The organism is Actinomadura sp. NEAU-AAG7 (assembly GCF_018603865.1).
GTDB classification, from domain to species: Bacteria; Actinomycetota; Actinomycetes; order Streptosporangiales; family Streptosporangiaceae; genus Spirillospora; species Spirillospora litoris.
Genome location: NZ_JAHFZY010000006.1, coordinates 70,283 through 96,662, shown reverse-complemented (window position 1 = coordinate 96,662; position 26,380 = coordinate 70,283). Strand labels below are relative to the sequence as shown.

Sequence of the window (26,380 nt, the reverse complement as noted above, 5' to 3'; positions counted from 1 at the left end):
AGCCTCACCGCACGCCTACGGACCCTCCGAAAACAAGCGCACCCCCTGAGCCGCCTCTCAAAAGCAGCCCAGCGCGAAGACCCCCAGGCGAGCGGCAAGGCTCACTGTACGGCTCCGGACCCTCCGGGAGACGGGCGCACCCCCTGAGCCGCCCCCAGAAGCGGCCCGGTGCGAAAAGTTACAGGCAAGCGGCGAGGCTCACCGCACGCCTACGGGCCCTCCGAGAACAGGCGCACCCCCTGAGCCGAACCACCCAGGAGCAGCCCGCCGCGAGGTACCCACACGCGAACGGCGAGGCTCACCGCACGCCTACAGGCCCTCCGAGAACAGGCGCACCCCCTAAGCCGAACCACCCAGAAGCAGCCCGGCGCGCAGTGCCCACAGGGGAGCGGCGAGACTCACCGCACGGCTACGCGCCCTCCGGGAACGGGGGCATCTTCTGGGCCGAACCAAGCAGAGGCAGCTCGGCCCGAAGGCCCACGAGCGGTCGGCGAGGAGCGCTACCTGGGCGTCGGCTTCCTGGCCGCCCGGGGGCTTCCTGGTTGGCGGGGGCGCGTGTCCCGGCTCGTCGGCCTCGGCGGGAGCGGAGGGGCTCGGTACCCCCTTGCCCCGGCGGGCAGGTCAGGCGGGTTGGGGGGCCTCGGTCGTCGTCGGCTCGGGGGCCGGGGCCGTGGCGGACGGGACGGGGCCCCGGTCGCGGAGGGCGAGGGCCAGGCGCCAGGCGGCGATCCACAGCAGGACGGCGCCGAGCATGTGCAGGACGACCAGCGGCCCCGGGACGCCCATGAAGTACTGGACGTAGCCGAGCGCGCCCTGGGTCAGTTCCAGGCCGATCAGCTCGTGGACGCGGCGCCGGGCCGCCGGCGGGGCGTCGGTGCGGTGCAGCACCACGGCGGCGAGGATCGTCAGCGCGACCGTGACCCAGGCGAGGCCGCTGTGCACGCGCGTGACGTCCTCGATGTTGAAACCCCAGCGGCGGGAGTCGGCGTCGCCCGCGTGCGGGCCGGTGCCGGTGACGACGGTGCCCGCGACGAGCACCACGCCGCAGGCGGCCACGAGCGCGGCGGCGAGGCGGCGGACGCGGGGGGCGGCCAGCGCGCGGGGCGGCGCGTCGCCCTCGCCGGCGCGGATCCAGAGGATCACGCAGAAGACCAGCAGGGCGGGTGAGACGAGGAAGTGCAGGGCCACCGAGGCGGGGTGCAGGTCGGTGAGGACGACGATGCCGCCGATCACCGCCTGCGCGACGACGCTCATCGGCTGTGCCAGCGCCCAGCGCACGAGGGACCCGCGGCGGGGCCGCAGCCGGACCGCCGCGACGAAGACCAGCACGCCCACGCCCAGCACCACGAACGTGAGCAGCCGGTTGCCGAACTCGATCGACATGTTCAGCGCGGGGTGCTCGGCGCTGTGGGTCGGCACGAGGCTGTCGCCGGTGCAGCGGGGCCACTCGGGGCAGCCGAGCCCGGACTTGGTGACCCGGACGGCGCCGCCGGTCGCGACGATCAGCGCGTTGCCGATCACGCCGAGCAGCGCCAGGAACCGCAGCGACCCGGGGGTGGGATGCCAGACGGCGTCGCGCATGCGGGTCAGAGGGTTCGGGGATCGGTCGGCCACGGCAACCATCGTATGGGCGGGTCCCCGGGGCCTTGACCCGCCCCCCGGTTACCCGGCGGCCCGTTTCCGGTGACCCCGGCGCTCACCCGCCGTAGGGGCCGGGACGTCCGGGCACGAGGAACCCCGACGGCCCCTGCGGCGCCCACGGCGGGCCCGCCCGGTGCCGCGGCGGGGTGCGCAGGAACGCCTGCCGGGCCAGCGCCATCAGGCCGAGCAGCGCGTCGCGGCGGGCCTCGAACCAGTGCGGCTCGGCCACACCCCGGTCGGCGCGCTTGTGCAGCAGCGCCAGCTCCGTGGCGGCGAGCTGGTAGTCGGTCATCGCGCGTCCGGCGGGCGCGCCGCCGACACCGCGCGCCCACCGCCGGGCGGCCCGGCGGGACGGGATGGAGCGCAGCATCCGCACGTCCTGGGGTGTGACCAGCCCGGTCCCGGCGTACATGGGCAGGTAGGTCTCGATGCGCCGGACGGTGTGGCGCCGCTCGACGGCGACGATGACGATCAGCGCGACCAGCACGCAGAAGTCCAGCACGTAGACGATGCCGAGGCCGCCGAGCCCGAACGTGGTGGCGCCGTTCCACAGCCCGTGCAGCAGCATCGCGCCGAGCAGCCCGGCGACCGGCGCGAGGATCTGCCCCCTGCGGTGGGTGGCGGCGTAGGCGACGCCGAGGCCGGTCATCGAGGTGAACAGGGGGTGGCTGAGCGGCGCGACCAGGCCGCGCAGCACGAACACCGCCTGGAGCTGCTGCGCGCCGCCGTCGTCGTAGGCGCGCATGTAGTAGGTGATGTTCTCCATCATCGCGAAGCCGAGGCCGACCATGGCGGCGTAGATCAGCCCGTCCGCGAAGCCGTCGATCTCGTTGCGGCGGAACCACAGCATGCCGAACAGGGCGGCGCCCTTCAGCGACTCCTCGATGAGCGGGGCGCCGAACGTGGCGCTGACGAAGTGCCCCTTCTGCTCCCCGAAGATCGGGACGGTGACGTACAGCAGCCCGAGTGTGTTGAGGATCAGCGCGCCGAGGACGGCGACGCCCGCGCCCCACATGAACGAGAAGACCAGGGCGCGCGGCGGCTCGGGCTCCAGCCGGTCCAGCATGAGCGCGAGCGCGACCAGCAGCGGGATCGGGATGATCGCGAGCAGCACCCCGACCCAGAACCCCGCGCCGCCGTAGAGGGCGTCGATGGCGAGCGCGACGACGGCGCACAGCCCCGAGACGGTCAGTCCCGCGATCAGTGCGACCGGGGGCCTGCCCGGGATCCGCCCTTCGAGCACCGCCTTGGGATCGACTCGCGCCATGACGTGAGCGTAACGGCAGGCCCGCCGGAGCGGTACGGCCGACCCGTCACCCGCGGTGATCGGGCGCCGCCCGGACGCGGGGTCAGTGCAGCAGCGGGTCGACGGCGACCGCGGTGAACAGCAGCGCCAGGTACACGTTGGAGAGGTGGAAGAAGCGCATCGGCCGCAGGTGGACGCCGGTCACCCCGGCGCGGACGGCCCGCAGCAGCCGGTGCCCCTCGGCGAGGAACACCAGCCCGAGGACGACCGCGACGGCGCCGTACACCGGGCCCATCCCGGCCACCGGCCACAGCAGCAGCGAGCACGCGACGGTGGCGTAGGTGTAGACGAGGCTCTCGGTGACGACGCGGCGCTCGGTGGCGACGACCGGCAGCATCGGGACCTTGGCGACCGCGTAGTCCTCGCGGTAGCGCATGGCGAGCGTCCAGGTGTGCGGCGGCGTCCACAGGAACACGACGCCGAACAGCACGAGCGGCGTCCAGGCGAGTTCGCCGGTGATCGCGGCCCAGCCGATGAGGACGGGCATGCAGCCCGCGATGCCGCCCCACACCACGTTCTGCGAGGTGCGGCGCTTCAGCAGCAGCGAGTACACGAAGACGTAGAACAGGATCGCGAACAGCGACCCCGCCGCGGCCAGCGGGTTGACGGCGACCAGGAACCCGGCGGTGGACAGCGCCGCGAGCGTGATCCCGAAGATCAGCGCGCGGGCGGGGGTGACCTGGTGGCGGGCCAGCGGACGGCGCCGGGTGCGGCGCATCTTGGCGTCGATGTCGCGGTCGATGTAGCAGTTGATCGCGTTGGCGGCGCCGGCCGACATCGTCCCGAAGGCGAGCGTCAGCAGGACGACCGGCAGCGGCGGGGCGCCGCGCTCGGCGAGGAACATCACCGGGATCGTGGTGATCAGGAGCAGCTCGATCACGCGCGGCTTGGTGAGCGCGACGTAGGCGCGCACGCTCGCGCCGAGCGACCGCTCGGCGGGCGCCGCGCCGGCCTCGACCGCCGCTTCGAGGGGGGCCGCGGGCGCCCCCGGCACCTGCTCGTCGAGCTCGACCCCGCGCTTGTTGCTGAGCACCGTCACAATCGGGTCCACGTCCAACTAGGGATGGGGAAGTCGCGTGCCGTCCGCGCCGGCCCCCCGCGATCCGGGCCCGCCTCGGCGTGGCCGCGACTTCGGCTTGGTGAAGATACCGCGGCCGCTGCCGTCAGCCGCGCAATCACTGTAGTCCGCCCCCTCCGCGGGTCGCTCACCGGGTCGCCCGGCGGGCCCGCCGGAGGCGCCGGCCGGCCGGTCCCGCCGCATACCGGGAGGCCGCGCGGGGGTCGGCGCGCGTTCACCGGCGCGCGGGGTTAGTCGCGAACCCGATCGGGCAGGGGGCTGGGGACCGGGTGCCGGGACGTGGCGGGCCGAGGAGGGCCTCTCCGCGAACCGGACGAGGTGTCGGGGAAGCGCCGCGTCCCCGCTCCAGCCTGCGGCGGCCCGGCCGCGCGATAGGCTCGCGACGGGCACGGAGTGATCTTCGCCGGTCACGCGGACGGCGGTCGTGAGGGGGGCCCGCACGGAAGACGCACGGCGCCGCCGGACGTTATGCCAGTGGGACCCGCCGCGAGGCGTCTCCCCCGTCCCTGGGGGCACGTCGCCGGTGCACCGGCGACAAGCACTGCCGAACGCGGGCAGTCCATACGACGGGTTCGTGCGACCGGCGTCGCACGAGCAGTTTCATACAGGCAGTTAATAGCAGCAGTGCGAGAGGAGCCTGGCGTTCCGTGAGTGGGGACAACAGCACGTTTGAATGGTCCGACATGGACCGGCGGGCGGTGGACGTGATCCGCGCCCTCGCCATGGACGCGGTCGAGGAGGCGGGCTCGGGTCACCCCGGCACCGCGATGAGCCTCGCGCCGGCCGCCTACCTTCTCTTCCAGCGGTTCCTCCGGCACGACCCGACGGATCCGCACTGGCCCGGCCGGGACCGGTTCGTGCTGTCGTGCGGGCATTCCAGCCTGACCCTGTACATCCAGCTCTACCTGTCGGGCTACCCGCTGACGCTGGACGACCTGAAGTCGCTGCGCAAGTGGGGCAGCCTCACCCCCGGCCACCCCGAGTTCGGGCACACCGCGGGCGTCGAGACGACCACGGGGCCGCTCGGCCAGGGCATCGCCAACGCCGTGGGCATGGCGATGGCGGCGCGCCGCGAGCGCGGCCTGTTCGACCCGGACGCGCCGCGCGGCGCGTCCCCCTTCGACCACACCGTCTGGGCGTTCGCGTCCGACGGCGACATCGAGGAGGGCATCAGCCACGAGGCGAGCGCGCTCGCGGGCCACCAGCGGCTCGGCAACCTGGTGCTGCTGTACGACGACAACCACATCTCGATCGAGGACGACACGGCGATCGCGCTGTCGGAGGACGTCCGGGCCCGGTACGCGGCCTACGGGTGGGACGTGCACACCGTCGACTGGACCGAGAACGGCGACTACGAGGAGAACGTCGGCCGGCTCGCCGAGGCGTTCGCCGCCGCGCGGGCCGAGACGGCCCGCCCCTCGTTCATCGCGCTGCGCACGATCATCGGCTGGCCCGCGCCGAACAAGAAGAACACCGGCAAGATCCACGGGTCCGCGCTGGGCGCCGAGGAGGTCGCCGCGACCAAGCGGATCCTCGGCATGGACCCGGCGAAGACCTTCCAGGTCCCCGAGGACGTCCTCGACCACGCCCGCGGGGTGGCCGCGCGGGGCCGCGCCGAGCACGGCGAGTGGAACAAGGCGTTCGCGGCCTGGCGCGAGGCGAACGCCGTTCGCGCCGCCGAGTTCGACCGGATCTCGACCCGCACCCTCCCGGCGGGCTGGGAGGCGGCGCTGCCCGGCTTCGAGGCGGGCAAGGCGCTGGCGACCCGCGCCGCGTCCGGCGAGGTGCTGACCGCGCTGGCGCCGGTGCTGCCGGAGCTGTGGGGCGGCTCGGCCGACCTGGCCGAGAGCAACAACACGACGATGAAGGGCGAGCCGTCCTTCATCCCCGAGGAGTTCCAGACCAAGGAGTTCCCGGGCGACCGGTACGGCCGCACGCTGCACTTCGGCGTCCGCGAGCACGCGATGGGCGCGATCTGCAACGGGATCGCGCTGCACGGCGGCACCCGCCCCTACGGCGGCACGTTCCTGATCTTCAGCGACTACATGCGCCCGGCGGTGCGCCTCGCCGCGCTGATGAAGCTGCCGGTCACCTACGTGTGGACGCACGACTCGATCGGCCTCGGCGAGGACGGCCCGACCCACCAGCCGGTCGAGCACCTGTGGGCGCTGCGCGCGATCCCCGGCCTGGACGTGGTGCGCCCGGCGGACGCGAACGAGACCGCGGTCGCGTGGCGGACCGTCCTGGAGCACGGCGACCGCCCGGCGGGCCTGGCGCTGACCCGGCAGAAGCTGCCGACGCTGGAGCGCGGCGGCGCGATCGCGTCCGCGGACGGCGTCGCCCGGGGCGGCTACGTGCTGGTGGACGCCGAGGGCGGCCGGCCCGAGGTGATCATCATCGCGACCGGCAGCGAGGTGCAGTTGGCGCTGGAGGCGCGCGAGGCGCTCCAGGCGGAGGGCACCCCGACGCGGGTCGTCTCGATGCCGTGCGTGGAGTGGTTCGAGGAGCAGACCGACGCCTACCGGCAGGAGGTGCTGCCGCCCGGCGTGCGCGCCCGCGTGTCGGTGGAGGCCGGGATCGCGCTCGGCTGGCGCGGCTACGTCGGCGACGCCGGGGAGTCGGTGAGCCTGGAGCACTTCGGCGCGTCCGCCGACTACAAGACGCTGTACCTCCAGTTCGGGATCACCGCCGAGCGGGTCGTCGCGGCGGCGAAGGCCAGCCTGATCAAGGCCGGTGTCAAGGACGCCGGCCGCGGCGAGACCACCGGCAACTGAACCCCCGACAATCGAACCACCGGCTCACGGGGCCCGTCTCGGCGGGCCCCGGGGCCGCCCCCCGCGAACTCGATGACGAGGAGAAAGCGATGAGCGACAACCTGAAGCGGCTCTCGGACGAGGGCGTGTCGATCTGGCTCGACGACATCAGCCGGGAACGGCTGCGGACGGGCGGCCTCGCGGCCCTGGTCAAGGACAGCAACGTCGTCGGCGTCACGTCCAACCCGACGATCTTCGCCAAGGCGCTGAGCAAGGGCACCGCCTACGACGACCAGGTCCGCGACCTCGCGCTGCGGGGCGTGGACGTGGAGGAGGCGTCCCGCGCGATCACCACCTACGACATCCGCTGGGGCTGCGACGTGCTGCGCCCCGTCTACGACCGGACGGACGGCCTGGACGGCCGCGTGTCGATCGAGGTCGACCCGCGGCTGGCCCGCGAGACCGAGCGGACGGTCGCCGAGGCGCGCGCGCTGTGGTGGCTGGTGGACCGGCCGAACCTGTTCATCAAGATCCCGGCGACCCCGGCGGGGCTGCCGGCGATCACCGCGACGCTCGCCGAGGGCATCAGCGTGAACGTGACGCTGATCTTCTCGCTGGAGCGCTACGGCGAGGTCGTCGACGCGTTCTTCGCGGGCCTGGAGCAGGCGCGCGCGAACGGCCACGACCTGTCGAAGATCGCCTCGGTCGCCTCGTTCTTCGTCAGCCGGGTCGACACCGAGATCGACAAGCGGCTCGACAAGATCGGCTCGGACGAGGCGAAGGGCCTGCGCTCCAAGGCGGGCCTCGCCAACGCGCGGCTCGCGTACGCGCTGTACGAGGAGAAGTTCGCCACCGACCGCTGGAAGGCCCTCAAGGACGCGGGGGCCCGCCCGCAGCGTCCGCTGTGGGCCTCGACCGGCGTGAAGGACCCGGACCTCAAGGACACGCTGTACGTGGACGAGCTGGTCGCCCCCGGCACCGTCAACACGATGCCGGAGGCGACGCTGGAGGCCGAGGCCGACCACGGCGAGGTCCGCGGCGACACCGTCCGCGGCGCCTACGACGACGCCCGCGCGCACATGGCGGCGCTGAAGGCCGTCGGCGTCGACTACGACGACGTGGTCCAGGTGCTGGAGGACGAGGGCGTCGAGAAGTTCGAGGCGTCCTGGACGGAGCTGCTCGGCTCCATCTCCGGCGAGCTGGAGTCCAAGAGGGCCGGCGCGTGACCTCGGTGGTGACCGCCGGGGGGATCTCGGTCACCATCCGCGGGCCCGTCCTCGACGAGAGCGAGACGGTGCTGGACCGGCTCGTCTACGACGGGGTCCCGGGGGCGCTGGCCTCGCGCAACGCGAAGCTGTGGGGGCCGGACGCGGCCCCGCTCGCCGCCCGCAGGCTGGGCTGGCTGGGGCTGCCGGAGACCTCGCGGTCGCTGCTGCCCCGGCTGGCCGGGCTCGCGGCGCGGGCCCGCGACGACGGGCTCGACCGGGTCGTGCTGGCCGGGGCGGGCGGCACCGCGCCGGCGGCCGAGGCGATCTGCCGCACGGCGGGCGTGGAGCTGACCGTGCTGGACACCGCCGACCCGCATGAGGTCGCGCGGGTCCTCGCCGCGGGCCTGGAGCGGACGCTGGTCGTCACGGCGGGCGAGAGCCTGGAGGCGGACGCGCTGCGGCGCGTCCTCGCGCGGGCGTTCGCCGAGGCGGGCGTCGAGGGCGAGGCGGCGGCGCGGCGCTTCGTCGCCGTCGCGGAGGCCGGGTCGGCGCTGGAGGGTGCCGCGCGCGAGGCGGGCTGGGAGGTCGTCCCGTCCGAGCCGGACGTGGGCGACCGGTTCGGCGCGCTGGGCGCCGCGGCGCTCGTGCCCGCCGCGCTCGCGGGCGCGGACGTCGACGCGCTGCTGGACGAGGCGTACCGGCTGGCGGGCGCGCTCCGCCAGCCCTACGACAACCCGGCGCTGGCGTTCGGCGCGGCGCTCGGCGCCTCGGCGCTCGGGCACCGCGACAAGCTGGTGATCGCCGACCACGGCTCGGGGCTCGCGGGCTTCGCCGGATGGGCGGAGCAGCTCGTGGCGGGCGTGACCGGCAAGCAGGGCAAGGGCCTGCTGCCGATCGTGGTGGAGGGCGTCGACTCCCCCGGCTTCGAGCTGACCGACGAGCTGCGCCGGGTCATCCTCGGCCGCCGTCCGGACGAGCCGGGCCCCGGCCGCGAGGCGGGGGTCAGCGTCGCGGGTCCGCTCGGCGCCCAGTTCCTGCTGTGGGAATACGCGGCGGTGGTCGCGGCCCGGGTGATCGGCGTCGACCCGTTCGCCGAGCCCGACGTCGGCGAGTCGCTCGACAGCACCGCCGCGCTGCTGCGCTCGGAGGAGGGCGCGGCGCCGACCGTCGTGCACCGGCCGCCCGCGCTCGTCTCGGACGCGGTGGAGGTCCACGCGCCGGAGGAGCTGCTGAAGGGCGCCCGGACGCTCACGGAGGTCCTGGAGGCGCTCCTGGAGGCCGTCCCGGAGCACGGCTACCTCGCCGTCCTCGCCTACCTGGACCGTTCCGGCGACGCGCGCGCGGCGGACCTGCGCCCGCTGCTCGCCGAGCGCGGCGGCCGGCTGCGCAAGCGGGCGGCGCCGGTGACGTTCGGCTGGGGCCCGCGCCACCTGCACGCGACCGGCCAGTACCACAAGGGCGGCCCGCCGAACGGCGCGTTCCTCCAGATCACGGGGGCGGTGTCCGGCGACGTGCCGGTCCCCGGCCGCCCGTACACGCTGGGCGAGCTGCAACTGGCGCAGGCGTTCGGGGACCTGCGGGTGCTGCGGTCGCTGCCGCGACCCGCCGTCCGGGTCCATCTGCGCGACCGCGCGGAGGGACTCTCCCAGCTCGTCGGCGCCCTCACCTGACCGAACGCCTGACCGAACGAAAGTGATCGCCGGAGATGGTCGCGAATGCCCTTTCTCTCCTGGAACGATGGGGGCGGGAGGGATCGGTGGCCGGATTCGACGTACTGACGCGCGGCGACGTGCTGGACACGGCGCTGCGCGCGAGGGAGCACCTTGTGAGCGGCGGCGTCCCCGGCGCGCTGGCCGCCAAGGACCCGCGGCTGTGGGGGCACAGCGCCGCCGACCACGGCAGGCTCGGCTGGCTCGACCTGCCGTTCGCCTCGCGCGGGCTGCTGAGCCAGGTGGACGCGCTGGTGGCCGAGGCGCGCTACTCGGGCCTCGACCACATCGTGCTGATCGGGGTCGGCGCGGAGAGCCTCGCCGCGCAGGCGGTCATGGAGGCGCAGGGGCGGGCGGGCGCCGACCGGCCGACCGGGGAGCTGACCGTCCTGGACGGCAGCGACACCGCCCCGCTCGCGTTCGCGCTGGAGCGGCTCGACCGGACCCTCGTCGTGCTGGCCAGCAAGGTCGGGGTGTCGCTTGAGGGCGACGCCTACCGGCGGATCTTCGCGGGCGCGTTCCGGGAGCGGGGCCTGTCCGAGCGGGAGATCGCGGGCCGGTTCCTGGTCGTCACCGACCACGGCAGCCCGCTGCACGACTTCGCCCGCCAGTGCGGGTACCGGCTCGGGCTGACCGACCCGTACCTGCCGGGCCACTTCGGCGCGCTGTCGGCCTACGGGCTCGTCCCGGCGGTGCTCGCGGGCGCCGACGCGCGGCGCCTGCTGGAGGACGCGGCGGCGCTGGCGCCCTCGCTGTCCAAGGACGACGACAACCCCGGCCTGCTGCTCGGCGCGATCCTCGGCGGCTGCGCGCAGCAGGGCACCGGCGGCGTCGCGCGCGACAAGGTGATGCTGCGCGAGCCCGGCGGGCAGGGCGCGCTCAGCGCGTGGATCTCCCAGCTCCTCGCGGTCGGCACCGGCAAGCAGGGCGGCGGGCTGCTGGCGGTGGAGCCGCCCGGGGCCAGGGGCGCGTTCCCGGACGTGCACGGCGTGGCGCTGAACCCGCCGTCCCCGGGGAAGGAGGAGGCCGACACCTCCGTGCTGGCGCCGCTCGGCGCGCAGTTCCTGCTCTGGGAGTACGCGACGGCGGTGGCGGGCTGGCTGCTCGGCGTCAACCCGTTCGAGCCGGGCGGCACGTCCGTCCAGGAGGCGGAGGACGACGCCGCGACGCTGCTGCGCGCGGCGGGCCGGGGCCCGCTGCCCGACGAGCCGCCGGTCTACGTCGAGGACGGCATCGAGGTGCACGCCGACTTCCCGTGGCCGCCCGGCGCGGACCTGCGGACGGTCCTCGGCGGGCTGACGGCGGCGGTCCCGGCGGACGGCTACCTGTCGGTGGTGACGTACCTGTCGGGGGACTTCTCCGGCCGCTACCTGGCGCCGTCGTTCGCGCGCGCGTCGGGGCGCCCGGTGGTCTACGGGCCGGGGCCGGCCTACCCGCACGCCACGGGACCGATCCACAAGGAGGGGCCGGGCAACGGCGCGTTCCTGGTCATCACCGGTGACCCCGCGCCGGGCGACGCGCTCGCCGCGCACCCCGTCCCCGGCCGTCCCTACGGCCTGGCGAAGCTGCGGCTCGCGCGCGCCCTCGCCGAGGTGCGGTCGCTGCGCGCCCGCGGGCTGCCCACCCTCCGGATGCACCTGCGCGATCCGGTGGAGGGCGCCGGGCTGCTGACCGAGGCCGTGCGCGCGGTGGCGGGAGCGGGACGCGGCAGGTGACAGGCTTCACGAGGGTCGTCTCGGGGGAGACGGCGATCACCGCCCGGGGGATGCTCCGGGAGGTGGCCGAGCGCGCGCTCGGCCGCCTGTGGATCGACCAGGTGCCCGTCCGGCTCGCGTCCGAGGACGCGAGCCTGTGGTCGCCCGCCCCCGCCGGAGCGGCGGGCCACGACGAGGAGGACCGCGCGCCGGAGGACGGCCGGGCGGTGTGCTGGCCCGGCCAGCCGGGCCCGGCGCGGGCGGTGCTGGTGCGCGTCGGCGAGATGCGCGCGCACGCCCTGGAGAGCGGGCTGACCGACGTGGTGCTGCTCGGCCGGGGCGCCCCGGCGCGGGCCGCCGACGTGATCGTCCGGCACTCCGCCGAGGCCGGTCCGCTGACCGTCCTGGACGGCCCCGACCCCGGCCCGCTGCTGCGCGCCGCCGGCGACCCCGACCGGCTGGCCCGGACGCTGATCGTGATCACCGGCGACGATCCCGGCACCGAGGCGCTGCGCCGCGTCCTGCTCGGGATGCTGGCGGACGCCGGGCTGTCCCCCACCGAGATCGCGCGGCGGTGCGTCACGGTGGCGGCGCCGGGCACGGCTCCGGCCAAGTTCGCCGCCGAGGCCGGGCACACGCTGATCGAGGCGCCCGCGCCGACCGCGTTCGGGGCGCTGTCGCCCTACGCGCTGGTGCCCGCCGCGCTCGCGGGGGCCGACACCTCGGCGCTGCTGGACGAGGCCGCGACCGTCCTGCCCTCGCTCACCCGGCCCGAGCACAACCCGGGGCTGATCCTCGGCGCGATCCTCGGCGGCGCCGTGCGCGCCGGGCGCGGGACGGTCGTGCTCGGCGGCTACGCCACGCAGGCGACGGGGCTCGCCGACTGGATCGCGGTGCTGCTGAACGAGGCCGTCCAGGGGCGGCTCGTGCCGGTCGTCCAGGAGGGCGGGCTCCCGCTGGTGCCCGCCGACGACATGTTCCTGGTGACGCTGGACGGCCGTCCGCACCAGGACGACGCGACCGTCTCCGGGCCGCTGGCCGCGCAGCTCGCCGTGTGGGAGTACGCCGCCGCCGTCGCCGCCTACCTGCTGGGCCTGGACCCGACGGCGCCGCCCGCCCGCGCCGCCGCGCCGACCCTCGACGACGGGACGGGCGAGCCGCTGTTCACCGACGGCGAGCAGGGCCGCGCCGTCGAGGCCCACACCGCCGACCCGGCGCTCGGCGAGGCGCGCGGGCTGGCGCCGCTGCTGGACGCGCTGGCCGCGCGGGTCGGCCCCGACGAGCACCTGTCCCTGGTCGCCTACCTCGACGCGGACGCCGGGGACGGGCAGGGCGCGCGGGTCCGGCGGCTGGCGGCGCTGCTGGCCGCGCGGTGCGCGCGTCCCGTCACCGTCAGTTGGGGCTTCCGTTACCCCGCGTTCGGGAATGATCTTCAGGAGAAGGGCGTATACCTGATGGTGACCGGAAGCGTCGACCGCGACGTTCCGGTCCCGGACCGGCACCACCGGCTGGGCATGCTGCAACTCGCGCAGGCCCTCGGCGACGCCCGCGCGGCGCGCGGGAACGGCCGTCCGGTGGTCCGGCTGCATCTGCAGAACCGCTGGGCGGGGTTCGCCCGGCTGCTCGACCGCGCCCGAGGAGGGGCATGAGCGCGCGCCGCCGGCGAGGCCACCCGCCTCGCGCCCGACGCCGTCGACCTCCCGCGACGGCGCCACGGACATGTGTCACGGACACGGGTCAACACAGGATGCGTGGTCAGATCACGATGCACGGCCTTATCGATATGACCGGCCCGAGCGGTATGCCGGGTCTTATGAGTGAGCACGGTCTTATGAGTGAGCACGGCCATATCAAGGAACACAGGGCGGGCCGTCCCCCCGGGGCGGGCCGCGATACGAGGACGGGACAGTGGGCAAGAACGGTCCACGTAGCGACAGAGGGGGCCGCCAGGTGACCACCACAGCCAATCCGCTCCGGGACCCGCGCGACAAGCGCCTGCCGCAGGTGGCCGGGCCGTGCGTGCTCGTGCTGTTCGGCGTCACCGGGGACCTCGCGCGCAAGAAGCTGCTCCCGGCGATCTACGACCTGTCGAACCGGGGGCTGCTGCCGCCGGGGTTCTCCCTCGTCGGGTTCGCCCGCCGCGACTGGGAGAACGAGGACTTCCGGCAGATCGCCTACGAGGCGGTGAAGGCGCACGCGCGGACGCCGTTCCGCGAGGACGTGTGGACGCACCTGTCGGAGGGCATGCACTTCGTCCCCGGCGAGTTCAGCGACCCGGGCGCGTTCGACGCGCTCGCGATGGCGGTCAAGGAGCTGGACGGCACCCGCGGGACGGGCGGCAACTACGCCTTCTACCTGTCGATACCGCCGAAGTTCTTCCCGCAGGTCGTCGAGCAGCTCCAGCGCAGCGGGCTCGCCGACCGCGACAACGGCTCGTGGCGGCGGGTCGTCATCGAGAAGCCGTTCGGGCACGACCTGGCGAGCGCCAAGGAGCTGAACGACACCGTCCACCGGGTGTTCCCCGAGGAGTCGATCTTCCGGATCGACCACTACCTCGGCAAGGAGACGGTGCAGAACATCCTCGCGCTGCGGTTCGCCAACGCGATGTTCGAGCCGATCTGGAACCGCTCGTTCGTCGACCACGTGCAGATCACGATGGCCGAGGACATCGGCATCGGCGGGCGCGCCGGCTACTACGACGGCATCGGCGCGGCCCGCGACGTCATCCAGAACCACCTGCTCCAGCTGCTCGCGCTGACGGCGATGGAGGAGCCGACGTCCTTCAGCGCCGAGGCCGTCCGCGCGGAGAAGGCGAAGATCCTCTCCTCGGTGCGGGTGCCCGGCGACCTCGCGCAGTCCACCGCGCGCGGCCAGTACGCCGCGGGCTGGCAGGGCGGCGTGAGCGTCAAGGGCTACCTGGAGGAGGACGGCATCCCCGCCGACTCCCGCACCGAGACCTACGCGGCGGTCAAGCTGGACATCGACAACCGCCGCTGGGCGGGCGTCCCGTTCTACCTGCGCACCGGCAAGCGGCTCAGCCGCCGGGTGACCGAGGTGGCGATGGTGTTCCAGCAGGCGCCGCACCTGCCGTTCTCGCACACCGACACCGAGGAGCTCGGGCAGAACGCGCTGGTCATGCGGGTGCAGCCGGACGAGGGCATCACGGTCAGGTTCGGCTCGAAGGTGCCCGGCACCTCGATGGAGATCCGCGACGTCAACATGGACTTCGCCTACGGCGAGTCGTTCACCGAGGCCTCCCCCGAGGCCTACGAGCGGCTCCTGCTGGACGTGCTGATCGGCGACCCCCCGCTGTTCCCGCGCCAGGAGGAGGTCGAGCTGTCCTGGAAGATCCTCGACCCGATCGAGGAGTACTGGGCGAGCCGGGGCAGCCTCGACCAGTACAAGTCCGGCGGCTACGGCCCCGACAGCGCCGACGAGCTGATGGCCCGCGACGGGCGTACCTGGAGGCGACTCTGACGATGAACATCGATCTCACCGGCACCTCCACGCGCCGGATACAGGAAGCGCTGACGCAGGCGCGGCACCTGATGGGCGGCCCCGCCGTCGGCATGGTGCTCACCCTGATCATCGTGACCGACGAGTCGGCGCAGTACGACGCGGTCCGCGCGGCCACCGAGGCGGCGCGCGAGCACCCGTGCCGGGTGCTGACCGTCATCTCCCGCGACCCGCGCGGCAGCTCCTCCCGGCTGGACGCCGAGATCCGGATCGGCGAGACCGGGCCCGGCGAGACCGTGCTGCTGCGCATGTACGGGCCGCTCGCCGAGCACGCCGACTCGGTCGTGGTCCCGCTGCTGATGCCCGACACCCCGGTGGTGACGTGGTGGCCGGGCGGCAAGGTGCCCAAGGTGCCCGCCAAAGACCCGCTCGGCCAGCTCGCGCAGCGCCGCGTCACCGACTCCTACGCGGCCCGCGACCGGCTGGGCACGCTCGCGCAGCTCGCCGACGGCTACCGGCCGGGCGACACCGACTTCACCTGGACGCGGCTCACCTCGTGGCGGTCGCTGCTGGCGGCGGCGCTCGACCAGGACCACGACGAGATCGTGTCCGGCGAGGTCGTCGCCGAGCCCGACAGCCCGAGCGCGGAGCTGCTGGCGGCGTGGCTGTCGATCCGGCTCGGCGTCGCCGTCGACCGGACGGTCTCCGAGGGCCCCGGCATCACCGGCGTGAAGCTGACCACGACCGGCGGCGACATCGTCGTGGACCGCCCCGACGGGCGGGTCGCGACGCTGTGCCGCCCCGAGCAGCCCGACCGGCAGGTGTCGCTGATGCGGCGCCCGATGTCGGAGCTGCTGGCCGAGGAGCTGCGGCGGCTCGACCCCGACGAGGTCTACCAGGAGGCGGCGGCCCGGTTCGCCAAGGACCTGGCGGGCGGCACGACCGGCGAGGGCCTCGCGACCGAGCCGGTGTCGGCGACGGCGGACGCGGCGAAGACCGAGGCCGCCGGCAAGGAGGCGGCCGAGTCGAAACGCCCCGCCGCGTCGAAGACCCCCTCCAAGTCGTCGGGGACGCGCAAGGCCCCGGCGAAGAAGCCGTCCCGGGGCAAGTCCGCCGGGGACGCGTGACACCGTCCGGCGCGGCACTCGGACCTCCGCCCCCCGGACGGCCGCGGTGTGAGATCGGCCTCTCCGGGGGCCGGATTCTCTGAGCCCGATCCCCCCGGATCAGTGTGAGCGCCGCGCGGCGCACATGCCCACGTCAGCCGACGGATGGGCCCCGTGCCGCGCGGCGCCGCCGGACGCCCGAACGGCGATCTGTCCCCGGACTCGCGCATCTCTTCCGCGAAAGCGTGCATACCCTGGCGACGGAAGAACCCGTGTCGAGCGATGAGGAGTTCCGAGGTGCTCAAGACCCGGGCAGGATCGGCGTTCGTCGTGACCGTCGCGGCGGTGGCGGTCGCCGCCGCGGGGTGCTCGTCCGGCGACGGGGACGGCGGCGCAGCCAAGGACGGCGGGAAGGCGGGCGGCGCCGCGCCGGACGCCGCGCGGCTCGCCATCGCGCCCGCGACCGGGACCAGGCAGGTCAGGCCCGAGCAGCCCGTCACCGTCACGGCCGACAAGGGCAAGCTCACGGACGTCGCCCTCACCTACGGCAAGAACGGGAAGGCGGCGGGCGCCCTCTCGCCCGACGGGCACTCGTGGCGGTCGGTGTCGAACCTGCGTCCGGCCACCACCTACACGGTGACGGCGCGCGGCAGCGGGAAGGACGGCAAGCCGGTCACCGCGACCTCCACCTTCACCACGCTGACGCCGCGGAAGAAGCTGGAGACGGGCATGTCGCCGCTGGAGGGCGAGACCGTCGGCGTCGGGATGCCGGTGCAGGTGCTGCTGTCCAAGCCGGTGCCGACCAAGCAGGACCGGGCCACCGTCGAGAAGGCCCTTGAGGTGCGGATGTCCAGGCCGGTGGAGGGCGCCTGGTACTGGATCAGCGACCGGGAGGTCGACTTCCGGCCCCGCGAGTACTGGCCGTCCGGCGAGAAGGTGCGGGTCGTCGCGCACCTCGCGGGCCTCAAGGTGGGCGCCGACATGTACGGCATGAAGGACCGGACGCTGAACTTCACCGTCGGCCCGAGCCACATCACCACGATCGACGCCAAGCGGCACCGCGCGACCGTGACCAACGGCGGCGCCACCGTCCGGACGATGAAGGTCAGCCTCGGCAAGCCCGGCCACGACAGCTACAGCGGCACCATGATCGCGCAGGAGAAGGCGGCGCACATCGTCATGGACTCCGCGACCACCGGCGACCCCGGCGAGTACCGGATCCCCACCAAGTGGAACGTCCGGATGACCTACAGCGGGACGTTCGTGCACTCGGCGCCGTGGTCGACGGACTCGCAGGGCAACGACAACGTCAGCCACGGCTGCGTGAACGCCTCCCCCGGCGACGCGAAGTGGTTCTACGAGTTCACCAACCGCGGCGACGTCATCAAGGTGACCGGGACGACGCGGCGGCTCCAGTTCGGGAACGGCCCGACGCCGTGGGCCAAGTCCTGGGACGCCTGGCTCCAGGGCAGCGCCCTCGGCGCCCCCGTCACCGGCAAGCCCCTGAACTGACGGCTCCGCGCGGGCGGCGCCCCGGCCGGGGCGCCGCCCTCGTCCGTCACGACTCCGGGGGGCAGGTCTCGTCGCGTGCGGGCAGCCGCCCGGTCACCAGGTAGGCGTTGACCTTCCGGTTCACGCACGTGTTGGGGTAGCCGCGCTGGTAGGGCGCGTGGACGTCGGCGGGCAGGGTGATCATGCGGGAGCCGTCCAGCAGCCGGTGCAGGGCGAGGTTGGACGGGTAGTCGGTGCGGGTGTCACCGGTCGCCGCGACCATCAGCACGGGGACGTGCCCGCCGACCTTGGTGGGCCGCTCGGCCGGACGCGCCGGCCAGAACGCGCACGGGTTGATGTTGTGGGTGAGCGGCGCGAACACCGGGCTGCCCGGCCGGTTCCGCTCGATCTCGCGCCAGTACGCCTCCGGGTCGCGGGGCGCCGCGGCGTCGCCGCAGACGATCGCGCTCTGCCCGCTGCCGTAGGCGGACTCGCCGCCGGTCAGCAGGAAGGTCAGCTCCTCCTCCAGCGGCCCGGTGGGCTCGGCGGACCCCTGCTCGGCGGCCTTCTTCAGCACCTGGACGGAGGTGGCGAACTCGGCCCGGGGCCGCTCCTCGTCGGTGCCGAGGTTGTCGAACAGCACGAGCGGCACCGTCCGGTCGTCGACCCTGAACCGGCCCACGCGCAGCGGCTCGCGCGCGGACGCCGCGATGATCTCGCCGACGGTGCCCAGCACCGCGGCGCGGCTCCCGCCGAGCCCGTAGGTCGCGTCGCGCTCGGCCGCCCAGTCCGCCCAGCCCACGAGGGCGTGGTCGTTGGCGACCTCGGTGCCGCCGAGCAGGCGGGGTCCCCAGGCCGCGGGGTCGACCGAGCTGTCCAGCACGGCGCGGTCGAGCCGTCCGGGGAACATCGTCGCGTAGACCGAACCGAGGTAGGTGCCGTAGGACGCGCCGTTGTAGGACACCTTCTTCTCGCCGAGCGCGCCGCGGACGACGTCCATGTCGCGGGCGATGTTGCGGGTGCTGATGTGCGGCAGGACGCCGGCGCCGGCGCGCGCGCAGCGTCCCGCGAGGTCCTCGGCGAACGCGGCGGAGCGCTCGAAGGAGGCCCTGCTCTGCCCCGCCGAGGTGATCCAGGTGCCGCTGGGCCAGCCGCAGTCGACGGGCGCGCTGCGTCCGAGGGCGCGGGGGTCCATGCCGACCAGGTCGTAGCGCGGCCCCGCCTCGCCCATGACCTCGCGCATGAAGGGCGGCATGTCGATGGCGGGCCCGGGGCCGCCGCCGTTGAGGATCATCGTGCCGATCCGGTGCGCGCGGTCGGAGGCGGGGAGCCGCGAGATCGCGATCTTGATCGTGCGGCCGCCCGGCCTGGCGTAGTCGAGCGGGACCGTCACGTCCGCGCACCGCGCGCCCGCCTTGTCCAGTTGCTTCCCCACCTCGTCGTCCGGGCCGAGCGCGCACGCCTTCCAGCGGAGATGCTGGGCGTAGAAGCGCGCGAGCCCGCCGCCCGCGTGCGCCCCGGGGGTCCGCCCGTCCGCCCGCGCGGGCGCCGGGACGGCGGCGGCGCCCGCGACCGCGGCGCCCGTCGCGAGCACCGCGACGGCCCGTCTGGCGGCCACGCGCCGCCATCGTGTCCGTGTCACGTCCTCCTGTGTCATGTTCTCCAACGCTAGGTTCCGCGACCGGCGGGCACAGTGCGGCGCTCACCCGAGCCGGGGTGGGGCAGGCTGGGGGGCGCCTGGTGGGGCTGGCCCCCTGGAGGCGGGCGTCCGGCGGCCTCACCTCGGCGTTCGGCCGACCTCGGTGGTGGGCGGAGGCGACCAAAGTCGGGGCGGCGGCGACCTGCGTCCGCTGCCGGACGCGCCCCGGGTCGGTAGCGTTGAACGGTGGACCTCCGGCGATCATGGCGTGACCGGCTCGGTGACGCGGGCGTCACCGCGGCGGCGGTGCTGCTCGGCCTGCTCATGCTCAAGGCTTCGGTGGAGGACCTCCCCAACGGCGAGGACATCTCGATCCCCCGGGACCTCGCGATCGGCGCGGCCTCCTGGGCCGTCCTGCTGCTGTGGCGCCGCCGCCATCCGGTCGCCGTCATGCTCGCGATGACCCTCGCGCAGGTCGCGGCCTCGACCGTGCTCGGCACCGCCGCCGTCGCGCTGTTCTCGGTCGCGGTGCTGCGGCCCTGGCGGACGAGCCTGTGCCTCGGCGCGCTGAACATGGCCGTGGTCGTCGCGCAGTTCTGGATCGCGCCGCTCTCGGAGCCGGACTTCCGCGAGGGGCTCGTCGTGTTCGGGCTGCTGTACGCGGTGCTGCTGAGCTCGGGCATGCTCGTGCGGTCCCGGCGGATGCTCATCGCGTCGCTGAAGGAGCGCGCCCGCGTCGCCGAGTCCGAGCAGCGGCTGCGCGTCGAGGAGGCCCGGCTGCTGGAGCGCGAGCGGATCGCCCGCGAGATGCACGACGTCCTCGCCCACCGGATCTCCCTGCTGGCGGTGCACGCGGGCGCGCTGGAGTTCCGCCCGGACGCGCCCGCCGACCAGCGTGAGGCCGCCGGGATCATCCGGGCCAGCGCCTACGAGGCGATGGAGGACCTGCGCGAGGTCATCGGCGTCCTGCGCGGCGGCGTCGCCGGGGACGCCGCCGCCGGCGACGCCGGCGGCCCCGGACCCGAGCGCCCGCAGCCCACGCTGAAGGACGTCGCGGCGCTGGTCGAGGAGTCGCGGCGGGCCGGCGCCCACGTCACGCTGGAGGACCGCGTCCCCGACCCGGAGGCCGTCCCGGCGCGGGTGGGCAGGCACGCCTACCGGATCGTCCAGGAGGGGCTGACCAACGCCCGCAAGCACGCCCCCGGCGCCCACGTGCGGGTCGCGCTGGACCTCCCCGGCGGCACGGCGCTGGCCATCGAGGTCTCCAACCCGCTGCCGCCGGGCCCGCCGCCGCGTCCGCTGCCCGGCGCCGGGGCCGGGCTGGTCGGACTGGGCGAGCGGGTCCACACCCTCGGCGGGACGCTGGAGCACGGCCGGACCGGCGACGGCCGCTTCCGCCTGCGGGCCCGCCTGCCGCTGCCCGCCTGACCCCGGCGGCGCCCCCGCGACAGGGCCGCCGGGGCGCCCGAACCGGTCGGTCCGCGGACCCGCGGCCCCGTAGAGTGGCGGGATGGACTCACCACCCGTCCGCGTGCTCATCGTGGACGACGACGCCCTCGTCCGGGCGGGCCTGTCGATGATGCTGGCGAGCGCCGAGGACCTGGAGGTGGTGGGGGACGTCGCCGACGGCGCGGAGGTCGTGCCGGCGGTGAACGAGCACCGCCCCGACGTCGTCCTGATGGACATCCGGATGCCCCGGCTGGACGGCCTCGCGGCCACCGAGCTGCTGCGCTCCCGCCGCGAGCCGCCCGAGATCATCATCCTGACGACGTTCGACACCGACGACCACATCCTGCGGGCGATGCGCGCCGGGGCGAGCGGGTTCCTGCTCAAGCACACCCCGCCGCCCGACATCGTCCGGGCCATCCGGCAGGTCGCGGCGGGCGAGCCGATGGTCTCCCCGGCGGTGATGCGCAAGATGATGTCCTACGTCGCCGACTCGGGGGTCGACCCGCGCCGCGACCGGGCCCGCGAGCTGCTCGCCCGGCTCAGCGAGGGCGAGCGCGCCGTCGCGGCCCTGGTCGGCCGCGGCCGCACCAACAGCGAGATCGGCCGCGAGCTGTCGCTGAGCGTCGCGACCGTGAAGGCGTACGTGTCGCGGCTGCTGACCAAGCTGGAGCTGAACAACCGGGTGCAGATCGCGCTGCTCGTCCACGACGCGGGCATCACCGACCCCGCCGGCTGAGCCGGACGGCCGGCGCGGGATGGCCGGACGGCCATCTCGCCCGGCCAGGCGGCTGATCGGGCACCGACTTCGGTAGCCCGCACCGTGGACCTTAGGCCGCTGCCGCACCCCCGTCCCGCCCGCGAGGCTGGACGCATGATCAGTGTTGAAGGTCTGACCAAGCGCTACGGGGACGTCCCGGCCGTGGAGGACGTCTCGTTCCACTGCGCGCCGGGCACCGTCACCGGATTCCTCGGGCCCAACGGCGCCGGAAAGTCCACCACGATGCGGATGATCTGCGGGCTGACCCCGCCGTCGTCGGGGACGGCGACGGTGCAGGGCGTCCCCTACGGCCGCATCGCGAACCCCGGGCGGCATGTCGGGGTGCTGCTGGACGCCGCCGCCCAGCACGCGGGGCGCACCGGCCGCGAGACCCTCGCGCTCACCGCGATGCTCACCGGCGTCGGCCGGGACCGCGCCGGCGCGATGCTCGACCTCGTCGGGCTGTCGGGCCGCCCCGCGCGGCGCCGCGTCGCGGGCTACTCCCTCGGCATGCGCCAGCGGCTCGGCATCGCGCAGGCGCTGGTCGGCGACCCGAGCGTGCTGATCCTGGACGAGCCCGCCAACGGCCTCGACCCGGAGGGCATCTTCTGGATGCGCGGCCTGCTGCGCGACTTCGCCGACCGCGGCGGGACCGTCCTGCTGTCCTCCCACCTGCTGCGCGAGGTCGAGGCCGTGGCCGACCGCTTCGTCGTCATCGCCGGCGGGCGGATCGCCGCGCGGGGCACCAAGGAGGAACTGCTCGCCGCGCCCGGCCGGACGCTCGTCCGGGGCGTGGACGGGGCCGCGCTGGGGGCCGCGCTGGCGGGGGCCGGCCTCCGGCCGCGCCCGGACACCGGCGGCGCGTTCCTGGTGGAGGCCCCGGCGGAGGCCGTGGGACGCGCCGCCGCGTCCGCCGGGGTCGTGCTGCTGGAGCTCCGCGAGGCGGGCGGGGGCGGCCTGGAGGAGCTGTTCCTGTCCCTCACCGCGTCCGGCGGCAGGCCATCGGGCACGCCGGTCCCCTCCCCCCATGGTCTCGAAGGAGCGTCGCTGTGACCGCCGCCACCGCCCTGCTGGAGCCCGCGCGCCCGTCCCTGGCCCGGCTGACCGCCGTGGAGCTGCGCAAGACGGTCGACACCCGCGCGGGCCGCTGGCTGCTCGTCCTCATCGGGGTCGCCGCCCTCGCGATGGTCCCGGTGGTGCTGTTCGCGGCGCCGAAGGACGAGCGGGGCGTCCCCGAGATGTTCGTCGCGTCCCAGACGGGCGTGGCGCTGCTGCTGCCCGTCCTCGGGATCCTGTCGGTGACGAGCGAGTGGTCGCAGCGCACGGCCCTCGCGACGTTCGCCCTCGTCCCGGGGCGCGGCCGGGTCCTGGCGGCCAAGCTGCTCGGCGGCGTGGCGCTCGGCGTGGCGTTCGCGTGCGCGGGCGTGCTGCTCTCCTTCGCCGGACGCGCCGCGGGGGCCGTCCTCGGCCGCTCGTCCGGGTCGTGGACGATGCCGATGTCCCTCCTCGGCACCGCGCTGCTGCTCGCGGCGATCTGGGTGTCGATGGGCGTGGCGTTCGGAACGCTCCTGATGAACACCCCGCTGGCGATCGTCATGTTCTTCCTGCTGCCGACGCTCTGGTCGACGCTCGGCGAGATGGTCGCCAAGCTCCGGGGCCCGGCGGGCTGGCTCGACACCAACAAGACCCTCATCGCCCTGCTGGACCCGGACGTCAGCGGCGGCGCCTGGGCCCGCGTCGCCACGTCCGTGACGGTGTGGCTGGCGATCCCGCTGGCCATCGGGATGCTCCGCCTGACCCGCCGAGAGGTGAAGTAGCACCACCCCCTACCAGACACGAACCCCACGGCACCCGCAGCGCACACGGCGCCCGCAGGCCCTGCGGTGGACCCAGAGCCGGCGCTGGATGCCGATCACGCGACGGACACGAACGCACGGTGAGCGCGGAACCCGCGACGGAGGCAGAACCCGCGGGGGCGCGAAACCCGTAGCGGCCGGAGAACTCGTGACGGAGGCGGAACCCGCGGTCGACGCCGCACCCGCAGGGGACGCAGAACCAGCGGAGAGCGCAGACCTCGCGACTCAGGCGGAACTCGCGGTGGACGCCGGATCCGTGGCCGGCGCCGAACCCGCGGTGGAGGCGGAACCGGCGGTCGACGCGGAACGCGGGGCGGAGAGGGACCGGCGGTCGACGCGGAACGCGGGGCGGAGGGGGAACCGGCGGTCGACGCGGAACGCGGGGCGGAGGGGGACCTGCGGGGGGCGCGGGATCTGTGGGGGCTTCATTTGTGGGGGGTCAGGGGGACGTGTCGGAGGAGCGTCGCGGCGGCGGTGCCCAGCGCGAGCAGCGGCAGGGCGGTGAGGAACAGGTCGGAGAACGCGGCCGCGAACGCCTCGGCGACGCCGTCGCGGACCGGTCCGGGGAGCGTGTCCAGCACCCCGGGCCGGACGGCGTCCTCGAACGGCGGGGCGCCCCCGGCCGGGACGCGGCGGCCGATCTCCTCGGCGAACCGGCTGGACACGATGCCGCCGAACACCGCCATGCCCGCCGCCGTCCCGAGCATCCGGGTCGCGAACACGCCCGCGCTCGCCGCGCCGAGGTCGGCGCGCGGCGCGGCGTTCTGCGCGACGAGCAGCACGACCTGCTGCGACAGCCCGGCGCCGAACCCCAGCACCGCCATGTAGACCCCGGCGGTGGCCGGAGTGGTACCGGTGTCCATCGTGGCCAGCAGCGCCACCCCGGCCGCGCTGACGACCATGCTCGCGGCGGGCAGCCGGTGGTAGCGGCCCGTCCGGGCGATGTAGCGCCCGGCGCCCATCGAGGAGGCGAGCAGGCCGAGCATCATGGGCAGCAGCAACAGCCCTGACTCGGTGGCCCCCGCTCCTCCGACAACCTGGAAGAACATCGGCAGGTAGGTGGCCAGCCCGAAGCCGGTCGCGCCGCCCACGGCCGCGACGGCGCACGCCACGGCGAAGGACCGGTCGCGGAACAGCCTCGGCGGGACGACCGGCTCGGCCGCGCGCCGCTCCGCGAGCACCCACACCGCGAACAGCGCCACCGCGCCGGCCCCGAGCGCGAGGACGACCGGTGAGCCCCACGCGTACCGCGTCCCGGCCCAGCTCGTGAACAGCGTGAAGCAGGTGACGGCGGCGCCGAGCAGCACGATCCCGAGGTAGTCGATCCGCGGCGCCCGCTCCGGCCTGGGGAGCCGCAGGAACAGCACCGTCGTCGCGAGCGCGGCCACGCCGAGCGGCAGGTTCACGTAGAACACCCACCGCCAGGAGGCGTGGTCGGTGAGGAACCCGCCCGCCAGCGGCCCCGCGACGCTCGACACCGCGAAGACCAGCGCCGAGTAGCCCTGGTAGCGGGCCCGCTCCCGGGGCTCGAACAGCTCGCCGGTCAGCGCGAACATCGAGCTCATCAGGCATCCGCCGCCCACGCCCTGGACCGCGCGGAACGCGATCAGCCACCCCATGGACGGCGCCGCGCCGCACGCCGCCGAACCGGCGAGGAACGCCAGCAGCCCGGTCAGCAGCACGACCCTGCGCCCGAACAGGTCGCCGAGCCGTCCCGACAGCGGGACGGCCACGCTCGTGGCCAGCACGTACGCGGTCGACACCCACGCGAGCCCGTCCCGGCCGCCGAGGTCGCCCACGATCGCCGGCAGCGCGGTGCCGAGCACGGTCGCGTCCAGCGAGGACATCAGCCCGGCGAGCATCAGCCCCCAGAACACCACCAGCCGGTCCCGGTGGCCCATCTCGTCGGAGACCATCATATGCACCCCTCATCTACCTGCTCAAGGCAGGTAGATGCTAAGAGCATATAGATGAGATGCGCAAGCGGAGCGCTAGACTGCCTCCATGAACGAGAAGGGGGACGAGTCACCCGGGACGGCCGAGCCGCTCGACGCGGTCGAGCGGAGCATGGTGAAGCTGCGCCGGGGCATGTCGCGCCAGCGGCTCGGCAGGGCGGCGATCCGGGAGCACAACCTCCCGGTGGACGTGCAGGTCCTGCATGTCGTCGACGTGATCGACGAGGGCCCCGACGACGCGTGCCAGGAAATGAGCGTCGGCCTGGTCGCCTCCCGGCTCGGCGTCGACGCCTCCCGAGGCAGCCGCATCGTCGCCGAGTCCGTCAAGCTCGGCTACGTCCGCCGCGTCGCGTCCCAGGAGGACGGCCGCCGCATCCACCTGGAGCTCACCGCGGCGGGCCGCTCGATCGTCGAGGCCACGCGCCGCACCCGCCAGGATCATTTCGCCAGGGCCATGTCCGGCTGGACGGACACGGAGCGGTCCGAGTTCGCGCGCCTGCTGGCCCGCTTCGTCCAGACCTACGAGGGCTGACCCTCGGCGGCCTCCCGGGGGTCCGGGAACTTCCGCAGGACGAGCAGCCCCCCGATCCCCGGCACCAGGGACCACCAGCGCCCGCTGGGCGGCGGTGTCATCAGCGTGAGCACGATGACCGCCAGGTAGGCCGTCCCGTGCAGCGGGCCGGTGGCCGAGCTGATCGCCCCCAGGTGGACGGTGACGAGGTTGACGAGCAGGACGGCGAGCGAGGCGGCCTCGACCAGGGCCGCGATCCGCAGTGCGCGCACGGCGGTCACGCCCCCGTCGTCGAGCCGGGGCGGACGATCATCAGCACGACGACGACCGCCCACAGCAGGTTGAACACGCCGGTGACGGCGGCGAGCCGGACCGCCGCGGCGGGGTCCGGCGCCTCCACCGCCAGCAGCCGCCGCTGCCCCGGCAGGATCGCCAGCCCGAGAACGCCCGCCGCGATCACGGTCAGCACGATCGAGGTGATCAGCCAGGCGTCGGTGAGCACGCCGAGCCGCGCGCCGGTCGCGACCCCGAAGGCCGGGACCGCCACCCCGACGGCGGTGTAGGCGCGGCAGATCCGGTGCAGGAACGCCGGCGTCCCCTCCCCGGGCGCGGCGGTGCGGACGAGCCGCGGGAACAGCGAGGCGGCGACGGCGATCGGCCCGATCGCCAGGATCGCCGCGAGGACGTGCACCGACAGCAGCAGTTTGGTCATCAGCGAACCCCCATATGTGTTGGCTGCCAATACATACCACGCCTACGCGAAACTTGTGT

At 74.6% G+C, this 26,380-nt stretch carries 20 protein-coding genes; 13 read left to right on the top strand and 7 right to left on the bottom strand.

The features are described 5' to 3' along the window. Nucleotides 1–621: 621 nt before the first annotated feature. The 3 genes from KLI87_RS26765 to KLI87_RS26755 all read right to left on the bottom strand — a co-directional run bounded on the left by KLI87_RS26765 (nucleotide 622) and on the right by KLI87_RS26755 (nucleotide 3,986). Nucleotides 622–1,623 carry a COX15/CtaA family protein gene (locus KLI87_RS26765; RefSeq protein ID WP_214619181.1) on the bottom strand — a complete coding sequence of 334 codons (1,002 nt, stop codon included), beginning with the start codon at nucleotides 1,621–1,623 and terminating at the stop codon, nucleotides 622–624. 73 nt (nucleotides 1,624–1,696) lie between these two features. Beyond that, on the bottom strand, nucleotides 1,697–2,908 hold the full coding sequence (locus KLI87_RS26760; RefSeq protein ID WP_156216855.1) for a PrsW family intramembrane metalloprotease: 1,212 nt from the start codon (nucleotides 2,906–2,908) through the stop codon (nucleotides 1,697–1,699). Between the two features lie 82 nt (nucleotides 2,909–2,990). After that, complete coding sequence (locus KLI87_RS26755; RefSeq protein ID WP_374225485.1) at nucleotides 2,991–3,986, bottom strand: heme o synthase; 996 nt, start codon at nucleotides 3,984–3,986, stop codon at nucleotides 2,991–2,993. Nucleotides 3,987–4,708: 722 nt separating this feature from the next. On the opposite strand from KLI87_RS26755, the gene tkt reads away from it, so the two are divergent. From tkt to KLI87_RS26715, 8 genes are all read left to right on the top strand, one after another. Beyond that, nucleotides 4,709–6,799: a transketolase gene (gene tkt, locus KLI87_RS26750; RefSeq protein ID WP_250904327.1), complete on the top strand. Its 2,091-nt coding sequence runs from the start codon at nucleotides 4,709–4,711 to the stop codon at nucleotides 6,797–6,799. An 89-nt stretch (nucleotides 6,800–6,888) separates the two neighbouring features. Then, the gene (gene tal, locus KLI87_RS26745) at nucleotides 6,889–8,004 is read left to right on the top strand and encodes a transaldolase (protein ID WP_156216857.1); all 1,116 of its coding nucleotides are present in this window, start codon (nucleotides 6,889–6,891) and stop codon (nucleotides 8,002–8,004) included. Beyond that, nucleotides 8,001–9,656 carry a glucose-6-phosphate isomerase gene (locus KLI87_RS26740; protein WP_214619179.1) on the top strand — a complete coding sequence of 552 codons (1,656 nt, stop codon included), beginning with the start codon at nucleotides 8,001–8,003 and terminating at the stop codon, nucleotides 9,654–9,656. The genes tal and KLI87_RS26740 overlap by 4 nt, the downstream gene beginning before the upstream one ends. Nucleotides 9,657–9,742: 86 nt before the next feature. After that, a complete protein-coding gene (locus KLI87_RS26735) occupies nucleotides 9,743–11,410 on the top strand; it encodes a phosphoheptose isomerase (protein ID WP_214619178.1) in 1,668 nt (555 codons plus the stop codon). Next, nucleotides 11,407–13,038, top strand: a complete 1,632-nt coding sequence (locus KLI87_RS26730) for a glucose-6-phosphate isomerase (protein WP_214619177.1) — start codon at nucleotides 11,407–11,409, stop codon at nucleotides 13,036–13,038. Before KLI87_RS26735 ends, KLI87_RS26730 begins: the two co-directional genes overlap by 4 nt. Nucleotides 13,039–13,339: 301 nt before the next feature. Continuing rightward, nucleotides 13,340–14,866: a glucose-6-phosphate dehydrogenase gene (zwf, locus tag KLI87_RS26725; protein WP_214619176.1), complete on the top strand. Its 1,527-nt coding sequence runs from the start codon at nucleotides 13,340–13,342 to the stop codon at nucleotides 14,864–14,866. A gap of 2 nt (nucleotides 14,867–14,868) precedes the next feature. Further along, the gene (locus KLI87_RS26720) at nucleotides 14,869–15,972 is read left to right on the top strand and encodes a glucose-6-phosphate dehydrogenase assembly protein OpcA (RefSeq protein ID WP_156216859.1); all 1,104 of its coding nucleotides are present in this window, start codon (nucleotides 14,869–14,871) and stop codon (nucleotides 15,970–15,972) included. A gap of 276 nt (nucleotides 15,973–16,248) precedes the next feature. After that, entirely contained in the window at nucleotides 16,249–17,463 is a 1,215-nt protein-coding gene (locus tag KLI87_RS26715) for an Ig-like domain-containing protein (RefSeq protein WP_308166191.1), read from the top strand. 46 nt (nucleotides 17,464–17,509) lie between these two features. On the opposite strand, the gene KLI87_RS26710 is transcribed toward KLI87_RS26715, so the two are convergent. Further along, a complete protein-coding gene (locus KLI87_RS26710) occupies nucleotides 17,510–19,060 on the bottom strand; it encodes an alpha/beta hydrolase (RefSeq protein WP_308166190.1) in 1,551 nt (516 codons plus the stop codon). 267 nt (nucleotides 19,061–19,327) lie between these two features. Here KLI87_RS26710 and KLI87_RS41645 point away from each other — a divergent pair, with 267 nt between their 5' ends. The 4 genes from KLI87_RS41645 to KLI87_RS26690 all read left to right on the top strand — a co-directional run bounded on the left by KLI87_RS41645 (nucleotide 19,328) and on the right by KLI87_RS26690 (nucleotide 23,104). Further along, nucleotides 19,328–20,509, top strand: coding sequence for a histidine kinase (locus tag KLI87_RS41645; RefSeq protein WP_308166189.1), 1,182 nt, complete (start codon nucleotides 19,328–19,330; stop codon nucleotides 20,507–20,509). A gap of 82 nt (nucleotides 20,510–20,591) precedes the next feature. After that, nucleotides 20,592–21,266, top strand: coding sequence for a response regulator transcription factor (locus tag KLI87_RS26700; protein WP_156216863.1), 675 nt, complete (start codon nucleotides 20,592–20,594; stop codon nucleotides 21,264–21,266). 135 nt (nucleotides 21,267–21,401) lie between these two features. Beyond that, a complete protein-coding gene (locus KLI87_RS26695) occupies nucleotides 21,402–22,340 on the top strand; it encodes an ABC transporter ATP-binding protein (RefSeq protein ID WP_156216864.1) in 939 nt (312 codons plus the stop codon). Then, on the top strand, nucleotides 22,337–23,104 hold the full coding sequence (locus KLI87_RS26690) for an ABC transporter permease (protein WP_214619173.1): 768 nt from the start codon (nucleotides 22,337–22,339) through the stop codon (nucleotides 23,102–23,104). The genes KLI87_RS26695 and KLI87_RS26690 overlap by 4 nt, the downstream gene beginning before the upstream one ends. A gap of 464 nt (nucleotides 23,105–23,568) precedes the next feature. On the opposite strand, the gene KLI87_RS26685 is transcribed toward KLI87_RS26690, so the two are convergent. After that, nucleotides 23,569–25,062: an MDR family MFS transporter gene (locus tag KLI87_RS26685; RefSeq protein WP_214619172.1), complete on the bottom strand. Its 1,494-nt coding sequence runs from the start codon at nucleotides 25,060–25,062 to the stop codon at nucleotides 23,569–23,571. Nucleotides 25,063–25,147: 85 nt separating this feature from the next. Between KLI87_RS26685 and KLI87_RS26680 the strand changes: the two genes are divergently transcribed. Beyond that, on the top strand, nucleotides 25,148–25,630 hold the full coding sequence (locus KLI87_RS26680; protein ID WP_214619171.1) for a MarR family winged helix-turn-helix transcriptional regulator: 483 nt from the start codon (nucleotides 25,148–25,150) through the stop codon (nucleotides 25,628–25,630). Here the strand turns inward: KLI87_RS26680 and KLI87_RS26675 are convergent. Together KLI87_RS26675 and KLI87_RS26670 are read right to left on the bottom strand one after the other, a co-directional pair. Further along, complete coding sequence (locus tag KLI87_RS26675; RefSeq protein WP_214619170.1) at nucleotides 25,618–25,890, bottom strand: DUF3817 domain-containing protein; 273 nt, start codon at nucleotides 25,888–25,890, stop codon at nucleotides 25,618–25,620. The two genes, KLI87_RS26680 and KLI87_RS26675, sit on opposite strands and share 13 nt — an antisense overlap. After that, the gene (locus tag KLI87_RS26670) at nucleotides 25,887–26,321 is read right to left on the bottom strand and encodes a hypothetical protein (RefSeq protein WP_214619169.1); all 435 of its coding nucleotides are present in this window, start codon (nucleotides 26,319–26,321) and stop codon (nucleotides 25,887–25,889) included. Before KLI87_RS26670 ends, KLI87_RS26675 begins: the two co-directional genes overlap by 4 nt. Nucleotides 26,322–26,380 lie beyond the last annotated feature (59 nt).